This window comes from Anaeromicrobium sp., assembly GCF_025210435.1.
In the GTDB taxonomy this organism is placed as follows: domain Bacteria; phylum Bacillota; class Clostridia; order Peptostreptococcales; family Thermotaleaceae; genus Anaeromicrobium.
In genome coordinates this window covers 1-12,158 of record NZ_JAOART010000082.1, presented here as the reverse complement: position 1 = coordinate 12,158, position 12,158 = coordinate 1, and the positions used below count along the sequence as shown (strand labels likewise).

Sequence of the window (12,158 nt, the reverse complement as noted above, 5' to 3'; positions counted from 1 at the left end):
CCGTATTTGGTGCCCCATCCGCGGCTCGAACGCGGGACACCTTGATTAAAAGTCAAGTGCTCTACCGACTGAGCTAATGGGTCACAAATGGCTGGGGTAGCAGGACTCGAACCTACGCATGCCAGAATCAAAATCTGGTGCCTTACCGACTTGGCGATACCCCATTATTTAAATGGCGGGTCCACAGGGATTCGAACCCCGGACACACGGCTTAGAAGGCCGTTGCTCTATCCAACTGAGCTATGAACCCATTGGAGCGGATGATGAGAATCGAACTCACATAACCAGCTTGGAAGGCTGGAGTTTTACCACTAAACTACATCCGCATGCTTCAATTACCCAAATTTCACATTTGGTGTAATCTGGAGTACTCAGGAACTTCATGTTTCTGAGTTTCCTTTAAATTTAATTGGCGACCTGGAAGGGACTCGAACCCTCGACCTCCAGCGTGACAGGCTGGCATTCTAACCAACTGAACTACCAGGCCGCATTATTTAAATGGTGGGCGTAGCAGGGCTCGAACCTACGACCCCCTGCTTGTAAGGCAGGTGCTCTCCCAGCTGAGCTATACGCCCTCATTTGTGGTAGCGGCGAGTGGACTCGAACCACCGACCTTTCGGGTATGAACCGAACGCTCTAGCCAACTAAGCTACGCCGCCACATCATATCTAGTATCCTTAAGTTTTCTTTGCCTTTTTCTTAAGGACAAGATATATGTTATCATTTTTATTTGTACATGTCAACACTTTTTCATAATTATATTTTAATTTTCACCTTAATCTAATAGCTTCTAGTTCTAAAATAGATTTCGTAACACTAAGCTTTCTTTATACTGTAACTTGCCGATAAGGGCAAATATATTAATTTTTTTTGTGATTGAGGAACGTCACAATATCCTATGCTACTTGAACAAATCTCATGAACCTATCTACGAAGATTCACACTTTAACATGTGACAAGGACTTCAATGGAAAAAATTTTCAATATATTTTCCTGAAGTAGCCACACATAAATCTGGTTTATAATTATGAAATCTATACATAAATTAAATTTAAAAGAATATCCTATGTGAAACCTATTCTTTAATATCTTCTATTTTAAATTGTATATACACATTTCCATTCCAATGATTAACATCAGGAAAACCTACTACTTGTACTTGATTTGTTCCATTTAATTTATTTGTATATGTATCTGCCATATTAAATCCTACTAAATCTAGTTTAGTATTATCATTATACTTATTAGATTTTATCTTTAATTTAATATGCTTCTTTTCCTTTCCCATGAACCTATATTCATAGGGGTTACTCACCTGGGCATCACTTATTAGGAACTTGGGTTTTTCGTTGCCCATACCATAGGGTTCTATGCTTTTTAGTTTTTCTATCATTTCTAAAGTTATTTGAGAAGGCATCAATTCACAATCTATCTTTATTCTTTTTATAAATATTTCCTTGTCCTTTTTACTTGCCTCTTCATTTAGTTTTTCCCTTAATAAATCTAAGTTTTCACTTTTAATGGAAAAACCGCAAGCATTCTTGTGTCCACCAAATTTAACAAATAAATCCTCATGCTTTTTCAATTCTTCATATATATCTATATGTTCTATACTTCTACCACTACCTTTTAATATTCCATCCTCTGAACTACCTGTTAAAATTAATGTGGGCTTATAATAGGCATCCCTAACCTTCCCTGCCACAATGCCTATTACTCCTTCATGTCCATCTTGGGAGTTTACCACTAAAAATAAATCATCCCTATAGTTTTCTTCTACTATATCCTTACACTTTTCTATGCAAGTTTCTTGTAGTTCTTTTCTTGCATTATTACACTCTATTAGATGGGACACTAACCTGTTAATCTCATTCATATCCTGTGACAATAGAAGTCTTACACTAGCCCTAGCATCATCTATTCTTCCACTGGCATTAAAGTGGGGGGCTATTATAAAGGCAATATTAGTAGATGTTATGTTTCCTAACTTTAGTTCTATCTTATCTATTAAGGTTTTAAGACCTATTCTACTTCCCTTGTTTATTTTATTTAATCCATGCTTTAACATGGTCCTATTTTCATCCACAAGGGGAACCACATCAGCCACTGTACCTAATGCTACTAAATCTAGCACTTGAGCTAAATACTTTTTAGGTCCATCTAAGGTCTTTTGAATGGCCTGGGCTAACTTAAAAGCTATTCCACAACCACATAATAATTTAAATGGATATTTACAATCCTCTTGCTTTGGATTTATTATTAAACAATCAGGCTTTTCTTCACCTATATTATGGTGATCAGTTATTATTATATCCATGCCTAATTCCTTTGCTAATTTAACTTCATTTATGGATGTGGAGCCACAGTCCACTGTAATAATTAGGTCTGCTCCCTTTTCTTTTATATCCCTTATGGCATCACAATTAAGACCATACCCTTCTTCTTCCCTTAGGGGTATATAGTAATTTAAGTTGTCTGTAAAGTTACTTAAAAAGTCCATCAAAAGGGATATACTTGTAATTCCATCAACATCATAATCCCCATATATCCATATGGAATTTTTCTTTTCTATGTGATTTACAATTGTTTCAACAGATTCTTTCATATCCTTTAATAAAAAAGGATCATAAGTCCTTTGAGGCTTATGTGACAAAAATTCTTTAATTTGATCTTCTTCTAATATGCCCTTATTTTTCAATATATTTTTTATTATTTCATCAGTACCTATATTATTAATATCTTCCTTATTCAATACTTCCCAAGTAGTTTCAAACATACTTTCTCCCCCTCCGCTGATCTGTAATTTTCATGTATTAATTATAGCAAAAAAATAACAAGAGTTGAAAACTCTTGTTATTTTTTCAAATAAGTCATAGGGTTAACATATTTACCGTTCTTTCTAACCTCAAAATGTAGATGTGGTCCTGTAGACATGCCTGTACTACCGCACTTAGCTATAGGAGTACCCTTTTTGACCCTTTGTCCATTTTTAACTAATAACCTAGATGTATGACCATATAGTGTCACTATACCACCACCATGGTCAATCATAACAGCCTTTCCATATCCACCTAACCAATTAGAATGAATAACCTTCCCATCAGCTGCTGCCACTATATTCCTTCCAGAGGGAATTCCTATGTCTATACCTGTATGTAGTTTCCTTTTCTTTAAAACAGGATGTATTCTATATCCAAAGGGTGATGTTATTCTATTGTATCCTGGTGCTGGCCATGTGAATTTACCTCCCACATACTTACCACCAGATTGTTTCCTTAAAATTTCTGCTTCTAATTGATCTGCATATTTCTTAAGGGCATCTTCTTGTCTCTCTAGGGCCTTTCCATCCTTGGCAATTTGGCTTTTAACTTTTCTCATCTCTCCCCTAGAAACTTCTAGTTCCTTTTGCTTAGTCCTAGCATTACTCTTCATTATGGACATATTTCTTTTGTATTCTTCTAGTTTATTCTTTACACTTTCCACACTATTCCGTTTTACTTTCATATCCTTTAATATATCCACATCTTGATTAAAAATCTTCTTTACCATATCCATATTAGATAAAAGATCTACTACTCCATCTGACTCCATTAAAACTTGTAAATACCCCACATCTGAGTTCTTATACATGGCTCTTAATCTTTTATTCATCATATCATCCTGATAGGTTATATTCTTCTCAGCCAGGTCTAATTCTTCCTTAGTCTTACCTATTTGATTTAGAGTTTCTTTTATTTTAAACTCTAAATTTTCTATTTCCTTTTCCCTACTATCAATTTTTTTATCTAAATTTTGCATTTGTATAGCCACATCTTTTTCTTTTTTCCTATTTGCAGACAATTTTTTCTTTATGTCACTAATAGTCCTTTGTATACCATTAAGTTCATTTTGTTCCTTCCTAGTATCTGCCCCATACACAAAACTTGTGGAACAAATAATGAGTATTAAAAATAAACTAATAGTTTTTCTCAACATATTTTTATCCCCCCCTAGTTTACTTATACTTTTAAGAACTTTCTCATAGATACAATACTACCTAAAGACCCGATTCCAATTCCTAAAGCTGCAAATATTACAACTATACTTTTAACTAATATTTCATAAGGTATCATATAAGCCGATATCATAATATAACTTCCTGAAGTTATCATATGGTATAAATACTTATACCCAGACCCAACAACTATGACAGATATTCCCATGGCAAAAGTACCCAATACTATCCCTTCTATAACAAATGGAAATCTTATGAACCAGTTAGTGGCCCCCACATATTTCATTATGGCAATTTCCTTTTTTCTAGCTATTACAGTAAGCTTTATAGTATTAGCCACCACAAACATGGATATTATAACAAGAACTATTATGACACCTAGACCTGCTAGTTTAACAAAATTAGTTACAGATAGTATCTTATCTACCATATCCTTATAGTAGCGAACCTCTTCAATGCCTTGTAACCCTTTTACCTTACTAACTATTTCATCTGCCCTTTCTATATTAGATACCTCTATCACATAGGAATTAGGAAGAGGATTTTCTGATAATCCTTCTAATAAATATCCATTTTCTCCCCATTTTTTCTTCATATTCTTAAGAGCTTGATTTTTAGATATGAAAGATACACTTGAAACCCCTTCCATGTTCTTTATTTTTTTCCCTAAAGATTCCATCTCATAGGCACTGGCACTTTCACTTACATCCACCATTATTGAATCAAATTCATCCTTAGTGATTTGAGTAAAACTATTTATGTTAAGGACAATGGTGAAGACCACTCCTAAAATGATCAGTACTGATGTTATGGAAAATACGGATGCCATACTCATCATTCTATTTCTCCACACACCCCTTATACCTTGCCTTATACAATAGAACAAAGTCCTAATCCTCATAACCATACACACCCTTCATGTCATCTCTCACAATGTTCCCATTTTCTATTGCCACAACTCTTAATTTCATCACGTCTACTATGTCCTTTGCATGGGTTGCCATTAATACGGTAGTTCCCCTTCTATTTATTTGCCTTAATAATCTCATAATCTCCCAAGCAGTTTCTGGGTCCAGATTTCCTGTAGGTTCATCGGCTATTAAAAGGGATGGATTGTTAACTATAGCCCTTGCTATGGAAACCCTTTGCTGTTCTCCTCCTGATAATTGATTTGGAAAAAACTTAGCCTTATCACTAATTCCTACTAATCCTAATATTTTAGGAACTTGTCTTCTTATTTCCCTAGGGCTAGCATTTATTACTTCCATGGCAAATGCCACATTTTCATATACGGTCTTATCTTCTAACAACCTAAAATTTTGAAATACTACTCCTAATTTTCTTCTCAAGACTGGAGTATTTCTCTGGCTTAATTTTGTAATATTTGTGCCATCAATTATTATTTTTCCAAAAGTTGGTTCTATTTCCTTTAACAATAATTTAATGAAAGTAGATTTCCCAGCACCACTAGGCCCTACTAAGAAAAGGAACTCCCCCTTATCTATAGTTAAATTTATATTAGACAATGCTACAGAGTTCTCTGCATATTGTTTAGTCACATTAATAAATTTTATCATCATATCAACTCCTACCCAATTAATTTCTACAAATTATATTAAAACTCCTCTTTATTTTTTAAGCCAGTTTCATAGTTCACTCTACTTATATATTATATTATTAATTTCTACTTTTTCCAAATTACATTATGGCAACTTTTGTATTTTTTTCATCCGTTGGGAGGATTATAAATATATTAAAAGAATTTCTAATTAGAGGTGATATTGTGAAAAAACTTATTAGAAAAGATCTATTAGAAATGCGTAGAAACCTTACAAAATCAGAAGTAGAAAGTAAAAGCCACAAAATATTTACGAGCTTATGTAATATGGATCTATTTAAAAATAGTAAGTCTATTATGATATATATGGACTTTAGGAATGAAGTACAAACAAATGAAATAATAAATCACATGCTAAAACAGGACAAAAGACCCATTATTCCAATATCTATTCCATCTACTAAAACCTTGATTTTATCCCAGTTAAAAAATCCTAAGGAGGATTTAACAGAAGGTACTTATGGAGTATTAGAACCTAGAGAAGATAGTATTAGACCCTTTAATCCTAATAATTTAGATTTAATATTAGTTCCAGGGGTAGCCTTTGACCCTTTTGGTTATAGGGTAGGTTATGGTGCTGGTTATTATGATCGTTTCTTATCTTCATTAAAAGAGAAAGTTTCTACTATAGGCCTTTCCTTTGACTTACAGATAATAGAAAAAGTTCCAATAGATGAATTTGATCAGAAATTAGATTATATTCTTACGGAGAGTAAAATAATCCATTGTAATAAATAAACAGCTGGGATTTACAGCTGTTTATTTAAAATTTTATTCATCAAAGCAGCCATTTGGCCTCTGCTAACTTCTTCTTTTGGGCGGAATGTTCCATCACCAAATCCACTAAAAATTCCATATTCACTCATGGTTACAATTCCATCATATGACCAATGGCCTGGGTAAACGTCCCCATATGGATTCTTATCTTCTTGAGCAATTTCCTTATTTCCTAATAGGTTATATAGGACCACAGCCATCTCTTCCCTTGTAATCTCCCCGTCAGGATCAAATATGTCATTACCCTTACCCTTCATGATTTCATTTTGGTATAGGATTTCAATTTCTTTCTTAGCCCAATGGCTAGAGGGAACATCTTTAAAAGATGGGGAATTTTCCTTTTCTTCTAAATCAAAGGCTTTCACTAGTATGACAGCTCCTTGGGCCCTAGTTAAAGATTCATCAGGTCCAAAATAACTTTCAGACATGCCTACCATCCAGCCCTTTTCCTTTACTTTTAAAATCTCTTCTTCTGCCCAATGGTCTTCAATATCTACAAAGTATTTACCATTTAACCACATGGTATAGTACTCCCATAGATTTTCCTCTTCTTGTCCTAAGCTCCAACTTCCAGTTCCTTTAATATTGTACTTTTGGACAAGTTCTAATTTTTTCTTTATGGATTTTTCATTTTCAAACCATATTTCATAATTTCCAACACTCAAGGGTTTTCCCCAACTATATAATTTTACTTTAGGGTCCTCTTCTTTTATTTGAAAAGTAGCTTTTATTACTTCTTCATCCTTCACATATTCCATGTTACCATCATAGGTTGATAAAATAGCATCCACCCTACTTAAAGAAATGCCCTTTCCTAAGATTTTTTCACTCTTTTCTTTAGTCTTATCTAATGTATCATCTATATTCCAAATACGTCCATAAAAGGGAATTCCTAAAACCATTTTATGGCTAGGCACCCCTTCATTCAATCCATATTGTATGGATTTTTCCACAAAAGAAATACTCGCAACAGGTCCTGGATCTCCTCCACTCCAACTTTCATCATATGCCATAATCATTAAATAATCGCTGTACTTGGCAAGTTCCTCGTAATCATACATTCCATGCCACCCCTTTGTCCAACCAAAAGGATTAGCAGCTACTGCCACAGATACTTCCTTTTCACTAGGTATTTTTTCTCTTAATATTCTCACAAAGTCAGTAAAATCATCACGTCTCACTTCTGTTAACCCTTCAATATCCACATTAACTCCATCTAAGTTGTACTTTGACACAGTATTAGCAATTTGGTCAGCCAATTCAAATCTATTTTCCAGTGCTTTTTCTCCTGCTGTTTTATCCCAATGATTACTTAAAAAAGGCACCACATCCACATTTCTTTTGTGCATTTCATGAATAAGGTTTTCATCTAGTTTTTGTGTATTTAAAGTTCCATCAACATTTATATCCAAGTAGCTAGGTGCCACCACATGCAATGAATCATTAGTTCTATCCACATAATTTATGTAATCATTTGAATTACCAAAATACAAATAGGACATGTTAAACTTTTGAGCCTCAACTGTTACTCGTCCCCCTAGGATCAAGGTAACAACAATGGTCATAATTAAACTTATTTTCATTAATTCCACAAATAATTTCCGTTTTCTCATAGTAACCTTTCTCCTTCTTATATATTAATACTCATAATTTCACATATTATAATGCTATCTACTTTCATCTGCCTAGTCAACAAACAAATATTTCTAAATCAAAAAAGAAAGGCAATTAATCACCTTTCTTCTCGTCCTCTTCCTTATCTACAAATTCCTCTAATTTTTTATTAACTAAGTAAAATATACTCTTCTCTGGATAATTTCCATTATCATCTACCTGTCCCGCTTCTACTCCTGTTAGTATTTCAATTCCCTCTTCTATGGTTTTTATGGCATATATATGAAAATCTCCCTTTTCTACTGCTTCTACCACCTCATCATTTAACATTAAATGTTTAACATTTTGATGGGGGATTAAAACTCCTTGATTCTTATTTATTCCTTTTAATTTACATACCTTATAAAAACCTTCTATCTTCTCATTAACTCCACCTATTGGTTGAATTTCTCCATTTTGATTTACAGATCCTGTTACACCTATGGATTGTTTTATGGGAACCTTTGCTAAGCTAGATAATAGGGCATATAGTTCTGTGGAGGATGCACTGTCTCCATCTACTCCTGAATATAATTGTTCAAATACTATATTGGCATTTAAGGATAAGGGATTTTTTTGTGCAAACTTTTGTCCTATATATCCATTTAATATCATAACTCCCTTATCATGGATACTTCCACTTTTTTTAACTTCCCTTTCTATATTTATTATTCCCTTTTTCCCCTTGTATGTGGTAACAGTAATTTTACTTGGTTTTCCAAAACAATATTCTCCATTGCCTATTACAGCAAGACCATTTATTTGTCCTATCTTCTCATTTTCTATATCAATTAATATATCTCCTGATTCTATCATTTCTAATAATTTTTCTTCATATTTGTTATTTCTACTAATTTTCCTATCTATAGTCTCCCGTACATGTTTTTTATCTACTAGTTTTTTCCCTTCTTTTCTGCATATTTTGTCAGCCTCATAAACTATATCTACTACCTTATTAAACTTGGCCGTTAATTTTTCTTTATTTTCACAAATCCTAGAACTATACTCTATGAGGGATTCTACAGCTTCCTTGTTAAAGGCATATAGTTTTTCCTTTTTACAATGGAGGGCTACTAACTCTACCATCTTCATTATGTTTTTATCATTTCTTTTCATTTCTATATCAAAATCAGCCATTACCTTAAATAATTTTCTAAAATCTTCATCATAGTGATATAAAAGTTGATAAGTATACATATCACCTATTAATATTACCTTCACATTTAACTCTATGGGCTGAGGCTTTAAGGTTGAAGTTATAATATATCCATATTGTTTATCTAATCCTTCTATATTTACTCTGTTAGTTTTTAGCGCTCTTTTTAATGCACTAAAGGCAAAGGGATTTATTAGTAAATCCTTTGCTTGAATTATTAAATAGCCCCCATTTGCCCTATGGAATGCTCCTGGCTTTATTTTCATTAAGTCAGTTTTCAAAAGACCCATCTCATTTTTATATTCTACTCGTCCTATTAGATTATAGTAACTTGGATTAGTTTCCACAACTATGGGCGCACTTTCTAGGGAAGAATTATCCACAAGCAAGTTAATTTCATATCTTTCAAAGAAATTAGTTGAACTTTTACTTAAAAAGGGTAGTTGCTGCTTTGGTGCCATATTATCTCCCTTAAAGTGATTGATGTTTTCTATTATGTCCTCCTCTAATTCCTTTAAATACTCTTTAATACATTCATTGCGAGAAAATTCCGCCTTTAATTTTCTTATGTAATAATCCACTGCATGAAATCCTATTTTTTTATCTAATTCTTTTACCTTTATTTTATATTCCTCTTCTAACATCCTAAGTTCATTAAATCTCTCTATAGTTTCTATACTGAGTTTTGAAGAATTTTTTCTAAAATAATCTATTTCTTCTTCTGATAAATTCCTATATTCCATTTCATTTAAAATTTTTCCATTTAATACGGGCATACTTATTAGGCCTCTCTCAGTCTTTTGAAATATAAATCCATAATCCTTAGCTATTTCGTTTAACTTATCTATGGCCTCCTTAGTATAGTTTTGATATTCTTCTATGAGTATATTTCTTTGATTTTCATATTCTTTACTCATAAATATTTCAGGAATTTGTTTTTTTAGCCTTTCTATAATCTTGTCCACATTTTCTTTAAGCATTTTGCCCATACCATTTTTCACATACAGAGCCATGGGTTCATCAGGTTTTTTAAAGTTTCTTGCGTATAACCAATCAAAGGGTGGTCCCACTTTTTTAGACCTTCCTTTAACAATTGCCTCCGTATAAGTGCTTCTCCCAGTTCCAATTTCTCCTGCTACAAATACGTTATATCCCCTTTTATCCATTTCAAGGCCAAACTCCAAAGCCTCCACAGCTCTTTTTTGACCTATTATGTCACTAGAAACTTCTATATCTTCTGTGGTGTTAAATTTTATCTTATCTATATTACATTTTTTCCTTAGGTTTTCAACACTCACCTCATAATTATCTAAACTCATAGGTTTCCTCCAGTTTTAAAATTATCTATACAAGATTTAGTATTTTCTAATAGACATAAATTTAGTCACAAGAGATCAAAAAGATTAACCACTAGTGGTTAATCTTTTTAATTAATCTTCATATTTAACTTTTAATTCAATAGTATCTGGAAGTTCGTCTAGATCTGTTTTAACTATGGAATAAGGATATGTAACTACCTGAGTAACCACATCGCCAGCTTTAGGGTCTTTAAAAGTAGTGTAAACTACAACTTTATTCTTTTCATCTATTTTCTCTTTAACTATTTTATCTATTTTAATAGTATATCCACCTGTTGGCTTTTCTCCCCTTGTAGCAATCACATATACTACATCATCAACTTTACAAGCCAATGCTCGTTCTAAATTTTTGTATCTAGGAAGTATTTCCTTTATCTTCTCAGGGATATTTTCTTCTGCTACTGTTTCAAAAGATACATTGTTGTTTCCTTTAAGGATTTTTTTCATCATAAAAACTCCACCTATAATTAAAATCATAATAAAAATTAGTACTAAAACTTTCTTCATGCTGAACCAATTTACGATTTTTCCCATATTAACCTCCCCTTACTTAATCAAACATTATAGTAAATACTATTCTGTCTGTGAGACAAATATTCCATTGTGTAAAATAAATTTTAAGCTTAAATTATTTTACCTATTTGGGGAGATTTTTATGAAAAGAAGGCTTCCATCTACAATCACATAGATGGAAGCTTTTTTTAATTAATTCTAATATTTTCTATTGTTTCTTTGTCTAGACCAGTGGCCTTTATTATAGTTTCAATATCTATTCCCATGGATATTAAGCTGGTTGCTATCTCTAAAGCTTTTTTCATTTCACCTTCATTTCTTCCTTTAGTACTGCATTTAAAAAACTAATAAGGATATCATTATTTTTATAGTTTACAATATAATTATTCTCTATATTAAGTAATTCATTACAATTACATTATTCTCTTTATTGCCATGTTTTAACTTGGTTCTTTTAACTTCTTCATAACCTCTACTTTTCCAAAACTCATATGCCTTATAGTTTTTTTCAACTACACCTATCCTCAATTTATCTGCTTCTAGATTAATACTCCACTCTATTAAAAAGTGGTGAAGCTTCTTTCCTAGTCCTCTTCCTCTTTCTATTGGATCAATTAGCATTAACCCTAGCATATATTCACCTTTCACTGGATAGTCCTTAACTATATCAACAACCCCTACTAAGTATGATTTTTTATTAAAAACTCCGAATACAAATTTATCACTATATTTTTTGTCAGGAGGCAACATATTTAAAATTTCATACCCTTCATTAATAGATGGACAATCATCTCTTTCTATTTGAAAATAATCTGAACATCTTTCACATAATTGTTGAAGAATATCTTCATAATCTGAATTGATTATCTTTATAATATAATCTTCATCATTAAGCACAACCTTTGATTTAAAATCCACAATATTTCCCCCTATCCCTTGTTACAAATGTAACTACGTAAGTTTTGTACAAAAATAGTCTATTCTTTTGGATAATTATTCTTTGGTATTTTAGGCAAAAAATAACTAAAGGTAATACCATATCCCTTATCGAAGTAGTGTTTTCCCAAAAACTCTAACGAAAGGTGGTAT

General features: G+C 32.5%; 9 protein-coding genes and 6 tRNA genes. 1 reads left to right on the top strand and 14 read right to left on the bottom strand.

The annotated features are described in order from the left end of the window. Positions 1 to 88: 88 nt before the first annotated feature. The 10 genes from N4A57_RS09860 to ftsE all read right to left on the bottom strand — a co-directional run bounded on the left by N4A57_RS09860 (position 89) and on the right by ftsE (position 5,571). Positions 89 to 164: transfer RNA gene (locus N4A57_RS09860), tRNA-Gln, on the bottom strand. 9 nt (positions 165 to 173) lie between these two features. After that, positions 174 to 250 (bottom strand) — tRNA-Arg (locus N4A57_RS09855). Between the two features lie 2 nt (positions 251 to 252). Then, positions 253 to 326, bottom strand: a tRNA-Gly gene (locus tag N4A57_RS09850). An 84-nt stretch (positions 327 to 410) separates the two neighbouring features. Then, positions 411 to 487: transfer RNA gene (locus tag N4A57_RS09845), tRNA-Asp, on the bottom strand. A 12-nt stretch (positions 488 to 499) separates the two neighbouring features. Next, positions 500 to 575, bottom strand: a tRNA-Val gene (locus N4A57_RS09840). A 7-nt stretch (positions 576 to 582) separates the two neighbouring features. Further along, positions 583 to 659 (bottom strand) — tRNA-Met (locus tag N4A57_RS09835). Between the two features lie 416 nt (positions 660 to 1,075). Beyond that, positions 1,076 to 2,776, bottom strand: coding sequence for a single-stranded-DNA-specific exonuclease RecJ (recJ, locus tag N4A57_RS09830; protein WP_293657822.1), 1,701 nt, complete (start codon positions 2,774 to 2,776; stop codon positions 1,076 to 1,078). Between the two features lie 77 nt (positions 2,777 to 2,853). Continuing rightward, positions 2,854 to 3,975 (bottom strand): murein hydrolase activator EnvC family protein, encoded by a 1,122-nt coding sequence (locus N4A57_RS09825; RefSeq protein WP_293657821.1) that lies wholly within the window; start codon positions 3,973 to 3,975, stop codon positions 2,854 to 2,856. Positions 3,976 to 3,998: 23 nt separating this feature from the next. Next, the gene (gene ftsX / locus N4A57_RS09820) at positions 3,999 to 4,895 is read right to left on the bottom strand and encodes a permease-like cell division protein FtsX (RefSeq protein WP_293657820.1); all 897 of its coding nucleotides are present in this window, start codon (positions 4,893 to 4,895) and stop codon (positions 3,999 to 4,001) included. Next, a complete protein-coding gene (gene ftsE / locus N4A57_RS09815; RefSeq protein WP_293657819.1) occupies positions 4,885 to 5,571 on the bottom strand; it encodes a cell division ATP-binding protein FtsE in 687 nt (228 codons plus the stop codon). The genes ftsX and ftsE overlap by 11 nt, the downstream gene beginning before the upstream one ends. Before the next feature lie 206 nt (positions 5,572 to 5,777). On the opposite strand from ftsE, the gene N4A57_RS09810 reads away from it, so the two are divergent. Next, positions 5,778 to 6,350, top strand: coding sequence for a 5-formyltetrahydrofolate cyclo-ligase (locus N4A57_RS09810; RefSeq protein WP_293657818.1), 573 nt, complete (start codon positions 5,778 to 5,780; stop codon positions 6,348 to 6,350). Between the two features lie 11 nt (positions 6,351 to 6,361). Here the strand turns inward: N4A57_RS09810 and N4A57_RS09805 are convergent, their stop codons facing one another. From N4A57_RS09805 to N4A57_RS09790, 4 genes are all read right to left on the bottom strand, one after another. Beyond that, positions 6,362 to 8,002, bottom strand: coding sequence for an S-layer homology domain-containing protein (locus N4A57_RS09805; RefSeq protein WP_293657817.1), 1,641 nt, complete (start codon positions 8,000 to 8,002; stop codon positions 6,362 to 6,364). A 115-nt stretch (positions 8,003 to 8,117) separates the two neighbouring features. Beyond that, a complete protein-coding gene (locus N4A57_RS09800; protein ID WP_293657816.1) occupies positions 8,118 to 10,517 on the bottom strand; it encodes a Lon protease family protein in 2,400 nt (799 codons plus the stop codon). A 111-nt stretch (positions 10,518 to 10,628) separates the two neighbouring features. Next, complete coding sequence (locus N4A57_RS09795) at positions 10,629 to 11,090, bottom strand: protease complex subunit PrcB family protein (protein ID WP_293657815.1); 462 nt, start codon at positions 11,088 to 11,090, stop codon at positions 10,629 to 10,631. Positions 11,091 to 11,459: 369 nt separating this feature from the next. Then, a complete protein-coding gene (locus N4A57_RS09790) occupies positions 11,460 to 11,987 on the bottom strand; it encodes a GNAT family N-acetyltransferase (protein ID WP_293657814.1) in 528 nt (175 codons plus the stop codon). Between the last annotated feature and the right edge of the window lie 171 nt (positions 11,988 to 12,158).